The sequence below is a fragment of the Brachybacterium halotolerans genome (assembly GCF_016623465.1).
GTDB classification, from domain to species: Bacteria; Actinomycetota; Actinomycetes; order Actinomycetales; family Dermabacteraceae; genus Brachybacterium; species Brachybacterium halotolerans.
In genome coordinates this window covers 1-19,927 of sequence record NZ_JAEDAJ010000010.1, presented here as the reverse complement: position 1 = coordinate 19,927, position 19,927 = coordinate 1, and the positions used below count along the sequence as shown (strand labels likewise).

General features: G+C 69.9%; 18 protein-coding genes, 1 tRNA gene and 1 pseudogene. 13 read left to right on the top strand and 7 right to left on the bottom strand.

All coding sequences use genetic code 11. The annotated features are described in order from the left end of the window. Window positions 1-11: 11 nt before the first annotated feature. A complete protein-coding gene (locus I8D64_RS14035; protein WP_343068589.1) occupies window positions 12-998 on the bottom strand; it encodes a siderophore-interacting protein in 987 nt (328 codons plus the stop codon). A gap of 241 nt (window positions 999-1,239) precedes the next feature. Between I8D64_RS14035 and I8D64_RS14030 the strand changes: the two genes are divergently transcribed. Then, complete coding sequence (locus I8D64_RS14030; RefSeq protein WP_200503419.1) at window positions 1,240-2,673, top strand: variant leucine-rich repeat-containing protein; 1,434 nt, start codon at window positions 1,240-1,242, stop codon at window positions 2,671-2,673. Here I8D64_RS14030 and ppsA read toward each other — a convergent pair. Continuing rightward, complete coding sequence (gene ppsA, locus I8D64_RS14025; protein WP_246483061.1) at window positions 2,658-5,192, bottom strand: phosphoenolpyruvate synthase; 2,535 nt, start codon at window positions 5,190-5,192, stop codon at window positions 2,658-2,660. The genes I8D64_RS14030 and ppsA overlap by 16 nt on opposite strands. Before the next feature lie 60 nt (window positions 5,193-5,252). Between ppsA and I8D64_RS14020 the strand changes: the two genes are divergently transcribed. Together I8D64_RS14020 and I8D64_RS14015 are read left to right on the top strand one after the other, a co-directional pair. Further along, window positions 5,253-6,698 (top strand): helix-turn-helix domain-containing protein, encoded by a 1,446-nt coding sequence (locus tag I8D64_RS14020; protein ID WP_200503418.1) that lies wholly within the window; start codon window positions 5,253-5,255, stop codon window positions 6,696-6,698. Between the two features lie 141 nt (window positions 6,699-6,839). Beyond that, complete coding sequence (locus I8D64_RS14015; protein WP_343068588.1) at window positions 6,840-8,378, top strand: glyceraldehyde-3-phosphate dehydrogenase; 1,539 nt, start codon at window positions 6,840-6,842, stop codon at window positions 8,376-8,378. Between the two features lie 344 nt (window positions 8,379-8,722). Here I8D64_RS14015 and I8D64_RS14010 read toward each other — a convergent pair whose 3' ends face one another. Continuing rightward, window positions 8,723-9,136, bottom strand: coding sequence for a hypothetical protein (locus tag I8D64_RS14010; protein ID WP_200503417.1), 414 nt, complete (start codon window positions 9,134-9,136; stop codon window positions 8,723-8,725). Between the two features lie 455 nt (window positions 9,137-9,591). Here I8D64_RS14010 and I8D64_RS14005 point away from each other — a divergent pair, with 455 nt between their 5' ends. The 10 genes from I8D64_RS14005 (at window position 9,592) to I8D64_RS13965 (ending at window position 16,417) form a co-directional block, all read left to right on the top strand. Next, window positions 9,592-9,819, top strand: a complete 228-nt coding sequence (locus I8D64_RS14005) for a helix-turn-helix transcriptional regulator (protein ID WP_200503416.1) — start codon at window positions 9,592-9,594, stop codon at window positions 9,817-9,819. Between the two features lie 128 nt (window positions 9,820-9,947). Next, on the top strand, window positions 9,948-10,235 hold the full coding sequence (locus I8D64_RS17940) for an FDXHR family putative zinc-binding protein (protein WP_425490322.1): 288 nt from the start codon (window positions 9,948-9,950) through the stop codon (window positions 10,233-10,235). Window positions 10,236-10,319: 84 nt separating this feature from the next. Continuing rightward, complete coding sequence (locus I8D64_RS14000; protein WP_200503415.1) at window positions 10,320-10,601, top strand: hypothetical protein; 282 nt, start codon at window positions 10,320-10,322, stop codon at window positions 10,599-10,601. After that, window positions 10,598-10,954, top strand: a complete 357-nt coding sequence (locus I8D64_RS13995) for a hypothetical protein (RefSeq protein ID WP_200503414.1) — start codon at window positions 10,598-10,600, stop codon at window positions 10,952-10,954. The genes I8D64_RS14000 and I8D64_RS13995 overlap by 4 nt, the downstream gene beginning before the upstream one ends. After that, window positions 10,951-11,217, top strand: coding sequence for a hypothetical protein (locus tag I8D64_RS13990; protein ID WP_200503413.1), 267 nt, complete (start codon window positions 10,951-10,953; stop codon window positions 11,215-11,217). Before I8D64_RS13995 ends, I8D64_RS13990 begins: the two co-directional genes overlap by 4 nt. Window positions 11,218-11,220: 3 nt before the next feature. Continuing rightward, the gene (locus I8D64_RS13985) at window positions 11,221-11,871 is read left to right on the top strand and encodes a helix-turn-helix domain-containing protein (protein WP_200503412.1); all 651 of its coding nucleotides are present in this window, start codon (window positions 11,221-11,223) and stop codon (window positions 11,869-11,871) included. Between the two features lie 357 nt (window positions 11,872-12,228). Next, window positions 12,229-12,921: a hypothetical protein gene (locus tag I8D64_RS13980; RefSeq protein WP_200503411.1), complete on the top strand. Its 693-nt coding sequence runs from the start codon at window positions 12,229-12,231 to the stop codon at window positions 12,919-12,921. After that, the gene (locus I8D64_RS13975; protein ID WP_200503410.1) at window positions 12,912-13,514 is read left to right on the top strand and encodes a hypothetical protein; all 603 of its coding nucleotides are present in this window, start codon (window positions 12,912-12,914) and stop codon (window positions 13,512-13,514) included. Before I8D64_RS13980 ends, I8D64_RS13975 begins: the two co-directional genes overlap by 10 nt. A 307-nt stretch (window positions 13,515-13,821) precedes the next feature. After that, entirely contained in the window at window positions 13,822-14,931 is a 1,110-nt protein-coding gene (locus I8D64_RS13970; protein ID WP_200503409.1) for a DUF3644 domain-containing protein, read from the top strand. A 319-nt stretch (window positions 14,932-15,250) separates the two neighbouring features. After that, window positions 15,251-16,417, top strand: coding sequence for a tyrosine-type recombinase/integrase (locus tag I8D64_RS13965; RefSeq protein ID WP_200503408.1), 1,167 nt, complete (start codon window positions 15,251-15,253; stop codon window positions 16,415-16,417). Window positions 16,418-16,430: 13 nt separating this feature from the next. Here I8D64_RS13965 and I8D64_RS13960 read toward each other — a convergent pair. The 4 genes and pseudogenes from I8D64_RS13960 to I8D64_RS17050 form a co-directional block, all read right to left on the bottom strand. After that, window positions 16,431-16,502: transfer RNA gene (locus I8D64_RS13960), tRNA-Thr, on the bottom strand. 84 nt (window positions 16,503-16,586) lie between these two features. Next, entirely contained in the window at window positions 16,587-17,360 is a 774-nt protein-coding gene (locus I8D64_RS13955; RefSeq protein WP_200503407.1) for a DsbA family protein, read from the bottom strand. 160 nt (window positions 17,361-17,520) lie between these two features. Next, window positions 17,521-19,668, bottom strand: a complete 2,148-nt coding sequence (locus I8D64_RS13950; protein ID WP_246483060.1) for a serine/threonine-protein kinase — start codon at window positions 19,666-19,668, stop codon at window positions 17,521-17,523. A 44-nt stretch (window positions 19,669-19,712) separates the two neighbouring features. Next, a pseudogene (locus tag I8D64_RS17050) lies at window positions 19,713-19,927 on the bottom strand (hypothetical protein); the annotation flags it as partial.

The following is a 19,927-nucleotide window of genomic DNA, read 5'->3' as shown; positions in this document are numbered from 1 at the left end:
CGGCCCCGCAGTCAGCCCTCGGCCTTGCCGATCCGCCAGTACCCCATGAAGGCGACCTGCTTGCGGTCCACGCCGATCTCGCGCACGAGGTAGCGGCGCAGGCGCTTGACCACGCCCGCCTCGCCCGCGATCCACGCGTAGAAGGGGCGCTCGTCGGGGTGGACCTCGGAGGTGCTGCCGTGGGCGGCGTGGGTGAGGTGCTGGGGCACCTCCCAGAGAATCGTGGAGTCGATGTCGACGTCCTCGAGCTCGACCCGCTCGCCGGCCGACGGGTCGGCGGGCAGATCCGCGTCGGCCGCGACGGCCTCGCGGACCGCGGGCTCGAGCAGGGAGCCGTGCTCGGCGCCGTCGCGGGCCAGCCACACGACCTCGACGCCGGCCGGCCCCTCGAGATCCAGGCGGTCGGCGGCCGTCGGCACCTCGAGGAGGGCCCGGCCGCGCACGTCGGACCCGCGCAGGGACTCGAGGATCGAGGCGATCGCGGGCACCGCGGTCTCGTCGCCGACGAGCAGCAGGTCCTTCGCGCCGCCGGGCTCGAACTCGATGCCGCTGCGGGACTGCTCCCCTCCGCGGCGGGGGCCGATGAGGTGCAGGCGGCCTCCGGGGCGCACGGCCTGCGCCCAGCTGCCGGCGGGCCCGCCGACGCCGTGCTCGTCCGTGTGCAGGACCATGTCGACGACGAGCTCGCGGGCGGCCTCGTCCCAGTCGCGGATCGTGTACGTGCGCATGGCGCCGCGCACGTCCTCGTCGACCTGCAGCCAGGCCTGGTACCAGGAGAGGTCGTCGCTCTGGTGGCTCTCGAGGAAGTCCACGAGATCGAAGGCCGGATCTCCACCGCCCGGCGGGATGATGAGCTTGAAGCGCTGGTCGAGCGGGTGGTGGTCGATGCCGAACTCCGCCATGCCCTCACCGCCCAGCACCACGCGGCGGAAGGCGGGGGTCATGTCCTCGACGCGGAGGACCTCGGCGAGATGGGCGGTGGTGGACGGACGCGTCACAGCAGCTCCTTCGGATGTGCGGGCGGGCAGCGCGGGGCTGCGGGGCGGAACAGCGGGGCGCTCGACCATTGTGCCAGGCAAGGCTGTCCTCACTGAAGGGCGCCGGAGGGTCCGCCAGATCACATCCGGCTCGACCCGTCGACCGGGGCGTGTGGCATCCTCGGTGACTGCGCACAGCGCCGCCCTCGCCGCGCGCCCGGAGACGGGCCGCGCGCAGGGCGCCCACCGACAGGAGAACGATGTGAACGAGACCCCCCGGTCACCCGCCGAGGAGGCCCAGGATCCGAGCACCTCGCCCGAGAGGCTGATGGAGCTCACCGAGCGGCACCCCCAGCTGCACGGACTCCTGGTCGAGAACCCCTCCTGCCCGGACGTGGCGCGGCAGTGGATCCTCGCGACCAACCCGCGCGTGCGCGCGAAGCAGGAGGCGCAGCAGCCCGATCAGGAGCAGCAGCCCGATCAGGAGCAGCGGCCCGACCAGCAGCAGGAGGAGCGGCAGCAGCCCGCTCCCGCCGCGGACGGCGACCTCGAGGACACCGGGGACGTGCTCGCGACCCGGCAGCTCCAGCGCACCGACTCCACGGACCCCGCGCCCGCCTCCTCGGCCCCCGAGGGCGATGACGGCCCGCCCACCCAGGCCATGGCGCCCTCCGACGCCCCCGCCCCGCTGCGCCGCGAGCCGCCGCATCCCGCCGCGGCCGACCAGCAGGGCCAGGAGCCGCCGACCGCCCCCGGAGGCGATCCCGACGCGCAGTCCGCATGGGGGCTGCCGCCGGTCGCGGACGCCCCCGCGACCGCCCCTGCCCTGCCCCCGATCAAGGCGCCTCAGGAGCATCCGGCAGCCGCCCCCGCAGCCTCGATCTCGACCTCGAGCGGCACGGTGCGCCACGTGAAGCCCGACGGCGGGGTCGTCCCGCTCGGGCCCGCCGCCTCGGCCCCGTCGATGCCCTCGCCCGCGCAGTCGGCGTCCGCGCCGGACCAGGGCTACGGCTACCCGGCTCCGGCCCCGACCGCGAACTTCGAGGAGCCCGTGCAGGCCGGCGCCGCCTACGCCGGGCCCGCCGAGTACGACGAGCAGGACGGCCACGACGACGGCGGCGACGAGGACTCGGGCCGCAGCCGCGCCACCTGGTGGGCGTGCGGCGGCTGCCTGCTGCTCGCCCTGATCGTCGCCCTGGTCGCGATCTTCGGCCTGCGCTCCTTCTTCTCCGGCGGGGACGACGAGTCCGCGCAGCAGACCAGCGCGAGCTCGTCGGCCTCGAAGGAGCCCTCGGAGAAGCCCAGCGAGTCGAAGACCGAGAAGTCGACCGAGGCCGAGGACAAGTCCCCGGCGCCCGACGGCGCGAAGAACCTCAGCCGCGTGGTCTCCCCCACCGGCAACATCACCTGCAGCCTGGACGACGACTCGGTGGGCTGCTCGCTGGACGACCGCTCCTTCGGCGGCGACAGCGAGGACTGCTCCTCGGGCCCGTTCTCGATCGGCGTCGCCGACGAGAAGGCGGACCTGAAGTGCGGCACGACCTTCGGCGGGGACTCCCCGACGACGCTCGCCTACGACGAGAGCGCCACCCAGGGCGACACCGCCTGCCGGAGCGAGTCGGACGGCATGACCTGCTGGAACGTGAAGACGGGCCACGGATTCACCGTCGCGAAGTCGGCTTACGAGACCTTCTGACCCGCGATCCGCATCCAGGTGTCCACGACGGTGTCGGGGTTCAGGGAGATCGATCCGATGCCGGCGCTCCGCAGGTGCTCGGCGAGCTCGGGATGGTCGCTCGGGGCCTGACCGCAGATCCCGACGTACTTCCCGCGCTCACGGCACGCGCTGATCGCGAGGTCGATGAGCTGCAGCACCGCGGGGTCGCGCTCGTCGAAGGAGTCCGCGACGAGCGCTGAATCGCGGTCGATGCCCAGGGTCAGCTGGGTGAGGTCGTTCGAGCCGATCGAGAAGCCGTCCACGTGCTCGAGGAACGCCGGGGCGTTGAGCGCGTTGGCGGGGATCTCGCACATCATCACGACCTGGAGCCCGTCCTTGCCGCGCTCGAGGCCGTGGGAGGCCAGTGCCTCGACGACGCCCCGGGCCTCGTCGGGGGTGCGCACGAACGGGATCATGATCCGCAGGTTCTCCAGTCCCATGTCCTCGCGCACCCGGCGCAGCGCCTCGCACTCGAGGGCGAAGGCCTCGGCGAACTGCTCGGAGAGGTAGCGGGAGGCCCCGCGGAACCCGATCATCGGGTTCTCCTCGTCGGGCTCGAAGACCTCGCCGCCCACGAGTCCGGCGTACTCGTTGGACTTGAAGTCGCTCAGCCGCACGATCACCGGTCGCGGCGCGAAGGCGGCGGCGATGGTCGCGACGCCCTCGGCGAGGCGCCGTACGAAGAACTCCCGCGGGGAGGCGTCGGCGCTGGTCGCGCGCTCGATCTGCTCCTGCACCCCGGCGCTCTGGTGCTCGGGGTCCAGGAGGGCGAGCGGGTGGATCCCGATCTGGCGGTTGATGACGAACTCCATCCGCGCGAGGCCCACGCCGGCGCTGGGCAGGGCGGCCACGGAGAGCGCGAGATCGGGGTTGGCGAGGTTCAGCATGAGGTCGACGTCGATCTCGGGCAGGTCCCCCACCTCGATCGTCTCGACGTCCGTCTCCAGCAGCCCCTCGAGCACGAGTCCGGTCTCGCCGTCGGCGCAGGAGACGGTGACCTCCTGGCCGTCCTCCAGCAGGCGCGTCGCGTCGCTCGTCCCGACCACGGCGGGGATGCCGAGCTCGCGGGCGATGATCGCGGCGTGGCAGGTGCGGCCGCCGCGGTCGGTGACGATCGCGGCCGCGCGCTTCATGATCGGCTCCCAGTCGGGGTCGGTCATCGAGGCCACGAGCACGTCGCCGGGGCGGAAGTCGTGCATCTGGCTCGGGTCCTCGAGGCGGCGCACGGCGCCCTTGCCGATCCTCTGGCCGATCGCGCGGCCCTCGACGAGCACGGGCGCCTCGCCCACCCGGCGGTGGCGCTCGATGGTGCCGGCGGCACGGCGCGAGACCACGGTCTCGGGGCGCGCCTGGAGGATGTGCAGGGTGCCGTCGGCGCCGTCCTTGCCCCACTCGATGTCCATCGGGCGCCCGTAGTGCTCCTCGATGACCAGGGCGATCCGGGCGAGCTCGGCGACCTCCCGGTCGCTCAGCGAGAAGCGCCCGCGCTCCTCGGGCTCGGTGGGCTCGAAGGCCGTGGTGCGGCCGACGCGCGCATCGTCCGTGAACACCATCTTCCGGTCCTTGCCGCCCAGGTGGCGGCGCAGGACCGCGGGGCGCCCCGCGCGCAGACCGGGCTTGTGGACGGTGAACTCGTCGGGGTCGACGGCGCCCTGGACCACGCCCTCCCCGAGGCCGTGGGCGCTCGTGATGAACACGGCGTCCTCGAAGCCGGACTCGGTGTCCAGGGTGAACATGACGCCGGCGGAGGCGAGGTCGGAGCGCACCATGCGCTGGATGCCCACGGAGATCGCGACCTCGTCGTGGAGGAAGCCGTGGTGGACGCGGTAGGCGATCGCGCGGTCGGTGAACAGCGAGGCGAAGACCTTCCGCACCGCGTCGAGCACGGCGTCGATCCCGCGCACGTTGAGGTAGGTGTCCTGCTGCCCGGCGAAGGAGGCGTCGGGCAGGTCCTCGGCGGTCGCGCTCGAGCGGACCGCGAAGGAGGCGGCGTCCGCCCCCGCGGGCCCGTCCTGCTCGAGGCGTGCGAAGGCCGTGCGCACGGCGTCCTCGAGCTCGGGCGCGAGCGGCGCGTTCTCGACGCGCTCGCGGATGCGGGCGCCGACGCGGGCGAGGGCGGTGGTGTCCTCGACGTCGAGCTGCGCCAGCTGCGCGCTGATCTCGTCGGTGAGACCGGTCGCGGCCATGTGCAGACGGAAGGCGTCGGCCGTCGTCGCGATGCCGCCGGGCACCCGCACGTCCAGGTCCGCGAGCGCGCCGAGCATCTCGCCGAGCGAGGCGTTCTTGCCGCCCACGCGGGCGAGGTCGTCCAGGCCCACCGACTCGAGCGGGAGCACCAGGTCTCCCGGGGCGTCGCTCGCGAGGGCGGGAGCGGTGGCGATGGCGGGGCGCGTCGTCAGCTGCGTCATCATCGTGCCTTTCGTGGGGCGGACCGGGAGGATCTCCCGATCGGGCCGACGGGGCATCCGTCGGCCGTGGAACCACTCTGAGGTCTCCATAGAGCGCAGAACACGGGAGATTCGATCGAATATCAGCGATTCTTCACGTATGCTCAAATCATGAGAGTCGACGACGACCGCACGCGGGTGATGGGCGCCCGGATCCGGCACTTCCGCTCCCGGGCGGGCCTGACGCTCGCGGATCTCGCCGAGCAGCTGGGCACCACCGCGAGCACCCTGTCCCTCGTCGAGAACGGCAAGCGCGCGGTGCGTGCGCCGGAGATGCCCGGGATCGCCGCGGCCCTCGGCGTCGACGTCGTCGACCTGCTCTCCGAGGATCCGCCCGACGCGCGCTCCGCCCTCGAGCTCGAGCTGGCCCGTCTGCAGTCCGGGCCGCAGTTCGGCGCGCTCGGCGTGCCGGCAGTGAGGATCTCGCGCACGCTCCCCCACGACGCCCTCGCGGCGCTCGTGCGGACCCTGCAGGAGCTGGACCGCAAGGCCCTCGAGGCGACGGCGACGCCCGAGGAGGCGCGCCGCGCGAACACCGAGCTGCGGCGCTGGATGCGGGGGCAGGACAACCACCTGCCGGCGATCGAGGCGGCGGCCGAGGAGATCGTCGCCGTCGCAGGCCACGAGGTCGGGGCGCTCACGCACCGCGAGGTCGCGCTGATGGCCGAGCACCTGGGCTTCCGCCTGCTGCACGTGGACGATCTGCCGCGCTCCACCCGCACCATCACCGACCTCGAGCAGGGTCGCATCTACCTGCCGCCGTCCTCGATCCCCGGCGGCAACGGCCTGCGCTCGATGGCGCTGCAGGCCATGGCGCACCGCGTGCTCGACCACACCCCGCCCTCCTCCTACGAGGAGTTCCTGCGCCAGCGGCTCGAGATCGCCTACTTCGCGGCCTGCTGCCTCATGCCCGAGCGGCAGGCGACGGACTTCCTCACCGACGCCAAGCAGCGGCGCGACCTCGCCGTCGAGGACTTCCGCGACGCCTTCGGCGTCACCCACGAGCAGGCCGCCCTGCGGATGACGAACCTGCTGACCGCCCATCACGGCGTGCGGGTCCACTTCCTGCGGGTCGGGGCCGACGGCGAGATCCACAAGGCCTACGAGAACGACGACCTGCCGATCCCCACCGACGTCACCGGCGCGGTCGAGGGACAGATCGTGTGCCGCAAGTGGGTCGCGCGCCGCGCGGGGCACCGCGGCAACCGCACCACCGAGAACCACCAGTACACCGACACCGTCGGCGGCACGTTCTGGTCGTCCACCCAGACCGGCTCCGGCCCCCACGGCGCCTTCTCGATCACCTTCGGCGTGGGCTTCGACGACGCCAAGTGGTTCCGCGGGCGCGCGACGCGCCAGCGCCAGGTCTCCACTTGCCCCGACGAGTCGTGCTGCACCCGTCCCCCGGCCGGCCTCGCGGATCGCTGGGCCGAGGCCGCCTGGCCGAGCGCGCGCATGCACACGCAGGTGCTCGCCGCCCTGCCCTCGGGCCGCTTCCCCGGCGTCGACGACACGGAGGTCTTCGAGTTCCTCGAGCGCCACGCGGCGATGGACTGAGACGCGCCGTCCCCCGCCGGGCCCCGCCGTTTTTCCCGCGGCGCAAGAAGACCTGATCTTCATGCCCCGAGTGGCCTCCATCGGCCCTGGTCGCGGGCGAGTCTTGAGGGACCACGCCCGCTCGTCCCGAGGAGGACATCCGTGCTTCACGCCCCCGCCGGCCCCGAGGATCGCCTGTCCCTCGCGGAGTCGATGATCCCGATCATCGGCTCCCTGCACCGCAGCCGCGACGTGGTGGTGACGATCCACGGGCGGCGGCTCGTGGACCTCTCCGCCTGCCAGATCCTCAAGGCCCACCGCTTCGCCCGCCACATCGACGGCCGCGAGCTCGATCCCGCGCAGACCTTCCCCCTGCTGCAGATGCTCGCCGCGACGGCTCCCCCGCCCTGTGCGGTCGACCTCGCCTCCCTCCTCAGCCTCGCGCGCGAGCAGATCGACGTCGCGGACGACGGGGACGACGTGGACGGCACCGGATCGCGGCCGGTCCTCGAGGACCTCCTGCGCGAGGAGATCGCACGGGTCGGCCCGGGCGAGGTGCCCCCGCAGCGGGACGTCGTCCTCTACGGCTTCGGGCGCATCGGCCGCCTGCTGGCCCGCATCCTGCTCGCGCGCTCCGCGGGGGCGGGCGGGCTGCGTCTGCGCGCGGTCGTGGTGCGGCCCGGCGCCCCCGGCGACCTCCAGAAGCGCGCGAGCCTGCTGCGCCGCGACAGCGTGCACGGGCCCTTCGACGGCACCATTGTGGTGGACGAGGAGCGGCGGATGCTGATCGCGAACGAGGTCGAGATCCAGGTGATCGAGTCGGACGCCCCGGACCGGGTCGACTACCGCGCCCACGGGATCGACGAGGCGATCGTCGTGGACACCACCGGGCGCTGGCGCGACCGCGAGGGCCTCGCCCAGCACCTGCGCTCCCCCGGCGCGGAGCGCGTGCTGCTCACCGCCCCGGGCAAGGGCGACGTGCCCAACATCGTGCACGGCGTGAACGAGGACCAGATCGGGGATCACCGCATCCTCGCCGCGGCCTCCTGCACCACGAACGCGGTCGCCCCGGTGCTGAAGGCGCTCCACGAGCGCTGCGGCGTCGAGAAGGGGCACGTGGAGACCGTGCGCTCCTTCACCAACGACCAGAACCTCACCGACAACTTCCACCGCGCCGACCGGCGCGGCAGGGCGGCGACGCTCAACATGGTCATCGCCGAGACCGGGGCAGCCCGCGCCGTCGGCGCCGCCTACCCGGCGCTCGAGGGCCGGCTCACCGGCAGCGCGATCCGGGTCCCCGTCCCGAACGTCTCGCTGGCCGTGCTGAACCTGCGGCTCGGCGAGTGCGCCGCGGGCATGGGGCGAGAGGAGCTCAACGCCTACCTGCGCGAGACCTCGCTCGCCTCGCCGCTGCGCCGGCAGGTGGACTTCATCGAGTCCCCCGAGTTCGCCTCGAGCGACGCGCTCGGCTCCCGCAAGGTGGGGATCGTCGACGGCCTCGCGACCATCGCCGACGGCTCGGGCGACGCCGTGCTCTACGTCTGGTACGACAACGAGCACGGCTACTGCCGCCAGGTGGTGCGGGTGCTCGAGTCGATGGGCGGCGTGCGCCTCCCGAGCGTCCCCCGGGGTGCCGTCGACCGCGCCCGGGACCGCGTGCGCGAGGCACGCCGGCCCGCGGAGCAGGTCGCGGGCATCTGAGACGACGACGGCGGCCCCGCACCAGAACAGCCCCTCACCCCTGGCCACCGCGCGCGGTGCCCGTTCGGGCGAGGGGCTGTTTCGCTGAGCTGGAGACGAGATTCGAACTCGCAACCGCCTGTTTTGCGCATGAGGTGTTTCAGGTTGTCGACCCCTGTATCCCGGTGTCCACATGACCTGCCCCTATGCACCCTCGAGACTTCCGGCCGCCTGCAACCCTCCGAGCCAAAGCGGTGACGAAAGCGGTGACGGTAGCGCCGTTCACGCTTTGAGAGTGCGGACACACAAGCGCCCCGGCCTCCCGAAGATGGAGGACCGGGGTGCTCTGCTATGTCCTGAGGGATTTACGCCGTCGCGCCGTCGGCCTCGCGGTCGAGGTCTCGCACCAGGGCCTCAAGCCGTCCCCACAGCATCGGGACGAGCGGATGATCTCGGAGCTGTTCCACATCGCCGCCGTACTCGGCGACCGGCAAGGCGTCGGGCGACCACGGAGCCTGGAGCATCCCGCCCTCGGCCCACTGCGGCTCAACCTCGGCGAGCGCGTAGAGCGCTTCCTGTTCGCCGTCGCCGGGTGCCAGGTCCACGCGCGCCATGCTGAGCACGCGCAACTCGGCGTCGAAGCACTCTCGGTCCTGCCACACCCGGACGAGACAGCCGGGACACTCGCAGACCGGGGTCGCGGCCATCGCGACGCCGACTCCTGCGTCCGGCGCGATGACTGCGGCGTGCCAATGGGTCGAGATCTCTGTGATGTTCATGCAGCCATCGTACCTGGTGAAGCTGATAATGTAGCACCTCGCCGTGGTACACAGGAGTGGGTCTATCGGGTGCATCCGCCCGTGCCGGTCAAAGCACGAACAAGGGTGCACCCTTGACGCATGTTCGAACAGGTGTACAATTGACGTTTCCGGTCGAGGGCCGTACCGAACAGGCCCCGCCCATCGCCTCCCGGCGACAGGGCGAGCAGGTACTCGTCTCCCAGACGGCGTGCACCGTGGCGAGGTAAGCGGATGCGCGCTGGCGTCGAGGACCTGCGGCAGTTGGATCATCTCCAGACGGCGCGATGGAACGCGCTGGCGTTGAGGCCACTGCACGAGGAGGACGCGGAGCGAACCGCGACCCTCGCCGAGATCTGATCTCTGATCCGCCCGCCGATGAGGACCGTTGAGTCCCGGGGCTGAAGGCGTCGAGATCCCCACTGAAGGACACCATCATGTCCCTCTCTACCCTTGCGCACCCTGTTGTCGGCGACCGTCTGCTGACTGAGCAGGAAGCCGCATCCATGCTCGGGCTGAAGCCCGCTACCCTGCGCACCTGGCGCTCAACTGGTCGGGCTGGACAGCCCCGCTGGTGCAAGATCGGGCGCGCTTGCCGCTACAGGCTGAGCGACGTGCAGGCCTACATCGCCGACCTCTCCGACGGCTCGGAGGTCGCCGCGTGAAGCCGAGGACGAGGACGAACTACCCCGCGATCCTCGCTGAGCTGAGGGCGACGTGCGCTGACTGTCGAGCGGACATCGGGCGACCGGAGTACGTGAGCCTCCGCTCCTGGCACTCCTGGGGTCATCGGATGGAGGGTGCGCCCTCTACGTCCATGCCCAAGTGCGAGTGCGGGGCTGGCTTGAAGAACGGTTCGCGCTCCTGGCACTGCGGCGGCTGTCACGAGACCTTCGTTGGTGAGCGCGCTTTCGAGCGTCACCGTCGCACGGGTAAGTCCGGGCGCTACTGCCTAGATCCTCGAGACGGCGCGCCGCGCGAGGCCTGGAGACGAGAACGGGACGGCTGGCACTACGGACCCCGCCGCGACGTTTCGACGCTTCCTAGCTCTACGCCGCGCGCTGTCTCGACTGCCGCCTGAGCGCGGACACACCACCACTTACCACCAAGCCGTGAGCGTCCCTGATGGAGACGAGCGGCTGACTTACTGATGGGAGATCCCGCGATGGGATTCAACTACTCGAAGCACCACGGGGAGATGAGGGCGAAGCGGGCGTACCGAGCTCTGCGCCTGGCCGTCCTGATTCACCAGCACGCCGACGAGCGCGGGCGATGGGCTCCGCCGTCCAAGGTGTTCCTGCGGCGGGCGCTGGCGTCGGATGGAGAGAACACCTGCACTCCAGCGGACGTGGATACCGCCATCCGGCAACTGCGATCCCAGGGCGTGATCACCCAGAACAGCGACCAGGCCGAGTTCATCCTCACCGGATCGGAGGGGGACGAATGACGCGGGACCGTCTGCCCGATGTCGTCTCGTGCGAACTGATCACCGATGAAGCTCTCGTGGCCCTGCGGGGTGTGGGACAGGAAGGTGCCCACCAAGACGTGAAGGTAGCAATCGCCTCCGTCCTGTTCGCAGATGCGGAAGGCGTTGCGCGCCTGGGTGATCGCACGCTCGCCCGCTGGCTGGCAGGGGATGGCAAGACCAAGGTGCCCATGCGCGAGGTGCGGCAGAGCATCGACCGCCTGACCGAGGGCGGCGTGCTCGCCGAGGGCAGTACGCCGACGGAGCTCTACAGCATGATCGGCCGGCGAGCCGAGGTGCAGGGCGAGAACGGAATGAGGAGTGAGGCGGCGTGAACACGATGCCGACTCTGCCCCTGCGGGGGCTACATCCCGGCGCGCGTCTCCTGCTCTTCGTCCTGCGGGATCTTGCCGACGAGAGCGGCGCGGTCTGCGAGACCAGCGGAGTGCTCCTCGAGGCGACCGGCTGGGCGAACCGGGCGAGCTTGCGAAAGCGGATGCACGACCTCGAGGACAACGGATTCGTCGACCTGGAGCCGACCTACCGGGAGAACGGCGGGCGCGGCCCGAACATCGTCCGGCTGACGGGGAAGGGCTGATCCATGACCGCAACAGGTTCCCCCTCGAGGGCGAGCGTCATCTTTGACCGTGAAACCTCGGACGGCAGGCGTTGCCGGGTGACTCCGTACGACGAGAGCGTGCATACGCCAGGAACGGCGCACACGGCGTGGGACCCGTACCCTGATCAGTTTCCGGCAGGCCCGTTCACTGAAGTGATCGAGTACGCCCCGGCAGGGCATGAGGCGCCGATCGTCACGAATACGACGGCACCGAGACGGCTGACCGAGGAGGAGGTGCAGGAGCTTCCCGAGTTCCTGCGGCCCCACACGACGGCTGAACCCGAACCGGTGTCAGAGACCCTGGTGCCCAAGGTGCGGCGAGCACCGAGCGGCAAGCCGTCCAAGTTCCAGTATCTCGAGGCGCTACGGGATGCCCACGACCTCACGCACGCCGAGTTCCATCTCCTCACTGTCCTGCTGACCTACGCCGACGCCGACCTGAGCAACGGTCGTCCCGGGCACGCTCGTCTCGCGGCCCACATGGGCTACGGGGGCGGCGACCCGAGGCAGGTACGCAAGTTGCTCGATTCGCTCGAGCGGAAGGGGTACGTGGAGGTGCAGGAGCCGGGGACCAACACGGGATCGAGGCGGGCCGCGACGTACCGGCTCGTGCTCCCGATCCGGGAGGAGTAGCCCCCTGGGCGATCCGTAGACCCAGGGTCACCACGTTCCGGTCGAGAGGGCGATACGGGGTCACCACGTTCCGCCCGACCGGAACGCGACTTTCCGGGACCCAGGGTCACCACGTTCCGCCTACCAGTGCATGACCAGTTCAAGACCAGTAGGCCCAAGGGGCGGCGAGGAGATGAGCGGTTGCGGGTGCTCCCTGGCCCTCGCCCTTCTCTCGCCGCCCAAGGTCCAAGCGCTCCCTGGCCTACCGGCCATTGGAGTTCTAGATCCACTGCAACGAGGAGTCGAAGAGGAGCACCTCTCCTTCTCGCCGCACCTAGAGGGCCGCTCCAGCGGCCCACCAACGAAGAGGAGTTCAAGATGACCAACTCATCGAAGAAAAAGACCCAGACCCAGAGCGCCGCTGACGCGGCGCATCGGGCCCTCGCTGAAGCCGAGGACGCCCTCGCCGCTGTCGCGGCTGAGGTGGCCAGGCTCGAGGGGGAGAGGGATCAGATCCTCGCTGACATCGACGCTGGCTCAGTTCTCGCCGATGTCGAGCGCCTCGCCGAGATTGACGAGACCACCATCCCCCGAAAGCGCGAGCGCCTGGAGCACGTCGAGCGCGTGAGGTCTGTCGCTGAGCAGAGCGTGGCCGCAATCGACCTCGCCGAGTTCGGGGCACAGGGCGCCGGTGCCCTCCCCGGCGAATGGGCGAAGTTTCAGGAAGCCCGGGCGAAGCACGAGGCCGAGATCCTGCGAGCGGCAGAGGCCCTGAAGGCAGTCACTGAGGAGTGGAACAGCTCCGTCAACTCGCTCATGGGCAAGGCACGGCGCGTGGGTCTGGTGATCGGCGAGTGCGATCCGCTTGCTCGCACGCAGGTCCAGGTCGGCACCGACGATGAGCGGAGGCGTAATGAGTCCGTCAAGGCAGTCCTTGACGGCGTGGTCTACCAGCCGGTCGATACATCGCGCGCCCTGGGGAACGTGTACCGGCAGACGGACGGCGAGGTTCGCCGTCACCTTCACGAGGGGCGCGAGCGTGACTACCTCGAGGGCCAGGCATGGCGCTGACTGACACCGAACACGACAACGACACCACCACGAACGGAGACACCATGAGCACCACGACCACTGCATCCCCTCTCGCCGCCATCGCCACATGGGAGGAGGACATGCTCACCGAAGACCAGCGAGCCGATGTCCTCGCCCTCGCCGAGCAGATCCTCCGGGGAGAAGGAGGCGAGGGGGCGGACCTCGCGGTCTTCGACCCGGGGACCCATGTCACGCCCGCCGTGCTGATGAAGCCGCGCATCGTCGTCTCTGAGGTCACCGTCTCGCATGATCCGGTCGAGGTTCTGGGAGGCGGGGAGTACGTGCTCACTATCAGGGGCGTCCGCTATCGCGACCCCGTGCGGCATGAGGCATGGGAACCGCTGGAGCCTCTCGCGCGGGACACTCTGCGTCTCGGCGAGCGGCTCCCGGATTCGCTGAAGTACCGCGCATCCCCTGGCGATGAGCATCTTTGGTGCGGTTCTGTGGATCTCACTGTCGGAAGCGTGAGCGTCTTTGGCTCCAGTCAGGCGAGCGGAGGGAACCCCGTCACCCTGCCCACCGGACTACGCGCCGAGTCCCTCAAGTGCCGGGTGAGGTTCGACATCGCCTGATCCACACCGAGCACAGCGGCCCCGTCCTGGCATTGCGCCGGGGCGGGGCTGTTCGTCGCTCCTGAGACCCTCGAGACGCTCAGATTTCTAGACTCCAGCCGTACGTTTCGAGCCGGGTGATGCCCAAGGGGTACCCGTAGAGGGGTAGACGCTCTCCCGGCTCGAAACCTACTAGTTTGCAATGGCAGCAGAACATCGCTCAGGTCCGGGCCAGTGGTCCGCGGTCGCTGTCATTCTGTCTAGGGTGCTTGCGGGCTTAAGGTTGTAGAGTCAAGAGCCTGATCACCGATAGTCAAGGAGCGCAGCAATGCCGCAGCCGTACGTCTCCTCGCGCCGTCTCGTGGCCAACTCCCTGTCGGCAATGCTGGCAGCCATCGAGGTGTACAACAAACCGCGCATGGAGTACCGCGACGAAGTTACTGTGCTCCTGGTCGTGAACGCCTGGGAACTAGCGCTAAAGGCTGTACTGAAGAAGGCGGGGTTGAGGATCTTCTACAAGAAACGGCGCGGTGAAGCTTACAGGACGCTTACCGCCGAGGACGCCCTGAAGCAGGCGCTGAACCACAAGCTATTCCCTCCCGCCGTCGACCGGAAGGCGTTGGCCGCCAACGTTCGTGTACTGATCGAGTATCGCAATCGAGCGACGCACCTCTACGCGGGCGATCTCGCCGAGATTATCTACCCATTCCTGCAGACGAGTGTGCTGAACTACCGAGATCTAATGTTCGACAATTTCCAGAAAGACCTCGCCGACTCAATCACATGGCAGCTTCTACCCCTTGGGGCAAAGGCACCCTCGGGGCCTGTCCAGTTTATGAAGTCTAACCCGTCAGCTTCCACGGTTGCCGAGGTCCAAGAGTTCATCGACGACTTGCGAAGTATGGTCGACCAGGCCGCAGCGGACGGCGCGGATCTGCAGCGAATGGCGGCGGTCTACGACGTGCACTTGCGCTCGGCCAAAGCGGTGTCCAGCTCCGATCTGGTGGTCTCAGTGGCAAAAGAGGGTGGACGTGTGGTGGTCAAGAAATCCGATCCGAACCATAGTCACCCCTATACCACCAACGAACTCCTTGATCGCGTCAATGCCAAAAGGAAGGGGCGCCCCCTTAATTCTCGTGACCACCAGGCTTTGTGCTGGAAGGAGAACTTGCGGGACAACACCCGCATGGCCTGGAAGCACGCGAAAGGGGTCTCATATACCTGGTCGGGCGAGGCCGTGAGCCACATGGTCGGGCTTGACGACGCCTATTTTGACCGGGTGCGCACCGAATACAGTGCGGAACTGCGCCGCCGCCGCAGAAGTAGCACCCCCTCTCGCGTCGCGGACCCCATGGAACCCGTACACCTGCGGGGCGGCTGTGACCGGGCGGGGGGCAGGGAATCGCGATCTAGGGGTCATGGCCCGGGGGTCTGCTAGCCGTGCTCGAGCAGGGCGTGCGCTGGGGACGGGCACCGCTTGAACCTTGCAACTCGTCACCGCTTTGGTGTACGTTGCCCATATGGCACGTACACCTCTCGCCCCCGGACAGACGGGCAACGTCTCGGTCACCGCTTTCTCTGACACGGGCACCAAGCTCGAGACCGGACCCATCACGCGCCGCGTCCCTGGCGCTACGGCGTACCAAGCTCGCGCTCGAGCGGGCATTGCCGAGGGCGACACTCGGCAGGTACAGGGACCGAGGGCGAGCACTCCCACGAAGGCAAGGCAGGGCCTCGAGGCGCGCGTTGCCGAGCTAGTGGCTGAGGCCGAGGAACAGGCCGAAGCGAAGAAGTACGCGGGCATCCCGAGGGAGTGGACGGCGTTCGCACGCAATCATCGGGAGTACGTGCTCAGCGACGATGCCGACTACAGCGACGGCACACAGCGGATCTACCGCGAGGGGCTGGACAATCACTTCCTCTCCGAGGGCCACAGATTCGACGGTCGCCGACTGGACAGCATCACGCACGGCGAGCTGAGGGACTGGCTCCAGGACATCGCGAACGAACGCGGCGATGGAGCCGCACACACAGCACGGTCACTGGTGGGGATGATCTACCGCCGCGCGCTCACGTACGGCGTCGTGGTCGCCGATCCTGCCGCACGCCTGGGCAAGGTCAAGCGCTCCCGGCGCACAGCTCAGCGTCTCCAGCGAGAGGCTGAGGAGAGGGCGAAGGCTGAGGGAACAGCCCTCGAGGTGCCGAAGGATCATCAGCGCGCACTCTCGCACGCGGATCTCGAGCGACTGTTCGCCTACCTCGAGCAGAGCAAGGTTGCCCAGCGGAACATGCTCCTGCCCATCGCACGGCTGATGTTCGGCACCGGCCTCCGTATCGGTGAGGTGCTGGCACTCACCTGGGAGCACGTGCACCTCGAGGCCGCACAGCCCTCCGTCACCGTCGCCGCGACCGTTGCGAGGAAGGACGGCGAGGGGCTGCAACTCCAGGATCACACCAAGACCGCTACGGGTATGCGCCGCGTCCCGATCTCCCCCTCGCTGGCGAAGATGCTCCGTGAGGCGAAGGCAAGGGACCGAGCACGGGCGAAGCTCGAGCCGACATGGAACCCGCTAGGCCTAGCCTTCCCCTCGGAGCGCGGGACCATTCGCGACCGGAGCAACGTGCACAACAGGTTCCGCAAGGCGTTCGACGACGAGACCGTGAGTCTCCAGTGGGCTACGCCCCACGTGTTCCGCAGGACGTACGCGACCACGCTCCTGCTCCTGGGCCGCTCCCCTCTCGAGGTCGCCGCTCTGCTGGGCCACACGGACCCCAGCTTCACCCTCAAGGTCTATGGCGACTGGCAGTCCACTCCGGACATCGCCGGATCTGTTCTGGAGGAGCTGTTCACCATCACGCCGAGCACCAATCCGGTGACGAAAGCGGTGACGGAGGGCGAGGAGCTGGCTCAACTCGAGGCGTAATGCCTGGTCAGAGAGCTGGAGACGAGATTCGAACTCGCAACCGCCTGTTTACAAGACAGGTGCGCTACCGTTGCGCCACTCCAGCGGGTGCCCGGACGCCTGCGGTCCGGCACCCCGAAAGGGTACCGGACCGCAGGCGTCGGGCGCGATCGGGGAGGCCCGGGGGCGGTCAGTCCTTGGCCGCGTCCTCGACGGTCTTGAGGAACACGCCCTCCTGGCTCCACTTGGTGGAGTCGAGGACCGTGTCGTCGACCTTCACGTACGGCGTGCCCCCGCCGTCGGCATCCTTCTTCGCCGCCGGCTCGACCACGTTCCGCACCCACGACTTGTACGTGCTCTTGTCGATGCAGCTGGAGACGGAGTCGCTCGCCCCGGCCTTCTTGGCGTACTCCGCGAGCTGGTCGTCGCTCAGGCCGGCGCTGCCCTCGGCGGGCTGGTTGTCGAACAGCGCGGTCTGGAAGTCCATGAAGTTGTCGGGATCGTCGTTGTAGACGCAGGCCGCGGCATTCGCGGCGCGCGTCGAGTAGTCACCCGTGGTCGAGTTCCCGTCGAGGAAGCGACGGGTGTAGAGGTGCACCGTCGCCTCCTTCTTGTCGATGATGGTGCGCAGGTCCTTGCCGTTGGTCTCCTCGAACTGGCCGCAGATCGGGCACATGAAGTCCACGTGGAGCTCGACGACGGGCTTGCCCGAGTCCTCGGGCGCGCCGAGCGAGTAGTACGGCTGCCCCTCCGGGATCCCCTGGGGCGTCGCGACGGGCCCCTCGGGGCGGGTCGCGTTCCAGACCAGGTAGCCGACGCCGCCGGCGATGAGGAGCACGACCACGACGACCGCGGCGATCACGGCGGTGCGGACGTTGCGCTGACGCTTGAGCTCCGCCTGGCGCTGCTGGCGGATCGCCTCGCGCTGGGCCTCGCGGCGATCCTGGGCGTTCGATGCGGCCATGATCCTCCTCGGATCCTTCTCGTCGCCGCGCGGGCGACGGGTGTCGGTCGGGTGCACCGGGTCTCGTCCCGGACGCGCCGCGCAGTCTACCGACGGGTCCTGACCGTGCCTGGAGGGTCGTGGCGGCGATCACCGTCGCCCCGTCGGCCGGTCGCTGCGCTCAGCGCCAGAAGGCGATCCGATCCAGCGTCGGCAGGTTGTAGAAGGGCAGGTAGTCGATGGACCCTCCGCGGGCGACGGCCACGGAGACGATCGCGCCGAGCAGAAGCACGAGCAGCACGCCCACGACAAGGCTCCACACGGTGTCCGGCGTCGCGGCCTCGACGACGCGGTGGGCGCCGTCGCGCGTGGTGCGCGCACCGATCCCGACCCAGACCAGCAGCACCGTGATCGCCATGGCGACGGCGAAGGCGACGGCGTCGGGCGGCTGGACCCCGCGCAGGAGCACGAACCCCGCGTCCACCGCCATGCCGACGAGGAGCCCCAGGATCAGCGGGAACACGGCCTGCAGAGCAGTGACGACCAGGCCGAGGACGAAGCGGAAGGGCGCGGCGAATCCGGCGGCGGTCCGCGCCGCTCCGTTCGCCGATCCCCGGGAGCGCCGGGAGAGGACGGTGCGGTGCGACTGCTCCCAGGTGCGGGCGAGCGCGCCGAACAGCAGCAGGAGCGCGAGCGAGACGTAGGGCGCGATCGCGGCGAGGGCCACGAGGATCAGGTTCCCCACCCACACGATGATGCGGCGCCGTGGGGGCGGCGGCTGCTGCCACGCGCCGTACGGGTCGGCGAGGGCGTCGCCGGGCTGCTGCTGCATCTGCTGCTGGGGGAACTGCTGGGCCTGCTGCGGCTGCTGCGGCTGCTGAGCGGCCGGTTCCCAGGGCCGCATCGCGGGTTGCTGCTGCCCCTGCTGCTGCGGAACGGGACGCGGCGGCGAATCGGCCACTGGTGCCATGCGCTCCGTCGGCGGCTCGCGGCGCACGGGCCCGCGGACGCTCTCGTACCCTGCATCGCTTCCGGCCGGGATGGCCTCGGTGGGCTGGGCCGAGTCGTGGCTCGTCGGCTCTTCCTCGGGCACGACGGGGAATGCACGGGTGGGGTTCTGGACGACGGGGATGACCTCGGTCGCGGGGTCCGCTCCGGCCGGGGACGATGCCGCGGAGAGCGCCTCGGTGCGGTCCGGGTCGCCGGCCGATGAGGAGCCGGCGGGCCCGGCGGCGAAGGCCTCGGTGGCATCAGGGTCCGACGGGGAGGCTGCGGACAGCATCTCGGTCGCGGGCTCTCCCGCTGCGTCGGCCCGTTCGTCGGACGGTTCTCCGGATGCGCCCTCGACGTCGTCCTCCGCGCCGTGCGCCGAGGTGCCCGCGGCCACAGCACCTGTCGCTCCCCCGGCGGTGATCGCCTCGGTGGCACCGGCGTCCTCGTAGCGGTCGAGGTCGAGGGCGTCGAGGCGCTCGCGCAGCTCGCGGGGGCTGGGGCGGTCGGCGGGGTCAGAGCGGAGGGCGTCGCGGAACCACTGTGCGAGCTCGACGGGGACGCCGTCGACGTCGATGTCGCCGCGCTCGGCGCGCAGGAGCACAAGGTCGGCGCGTCCGCTGCCATAGGGCTCGCGGCCGGTGGCGGCGAAGGCGAGCATCGCGGCGAGGGCCCACCAGTCGCCGGACTCGCCCGTGCGGTTGCTGCGCATGACCTCGGGGTCGAGGTACGCGGCGGTGCCCATGACCAGCCCCGTCGAGGTGAGGCGGGATTCCTCGGCGGCGACGGCGATGCCGAAGTCGATGATGACGGGGTCGAGGCCGTAGCCGTCCGGGTCGTAGCCGAGGAGGTCCTCCGTCCGGGCACCGCGCAGCAGCACGTTGGAGGGCTTGAGATCGCGGTGGACGACGCCGGCAGCATGGATGTCGTCGAGGGATTCGGACAGGACGATGCCCAGCTCGCGGACGAGCTCGGGGTGCAGACCGCCGTTGCTCCGCACGGCGTCCTCGAGGGTGGGGCCGGGGACGAACTCGGTGACGACGAACGCGTCGGGCGACTCGAGCTCGGCATCGAGGATGCGCACGATGTTGTCGTTGTGGACCAGGCGCTGGGCACTGACCTCGCGGGCGAGGCGCTCGCGGGCGCGCGGGTCATCGGCAATGTCGTGGCGCAGGAGCTTGATGGCGACCTCGTTGCCGTCAGCATCGTGCGCGCGGTAGACGATGCCCATGCCACCTGCGCCGATGCGTTCGTGCACCTGGTATCCGGAGTCCTCCTCCAGGGTCACCAGGCGAGGGTCGCGCCGCGTGTAAGGGGCGGTGTGCTGCTCGTCCGACATGGTCGCCATGCTAGTCATGCGGACCTGCCAGCCCGCCGACCTCGTCAGAAGGGCGGGTCGCAGGTCGCTCTCGTGGTCGGGGCCGACGGTCGGGGCGGGTCTCCATCAACCGGGAGATCGGGAGCGTGCGCGGTGGTGGCGAGGTGTTGGTGCCAGGCGGTCTCGAGCTCGCGGACGATGAACGGGGTCATCAAGTCGCCCTGGTCCTGCACGGTCAGTTCGACCGCGTCTCCCAGGGACCAGTGCGTGCGACCCAGCG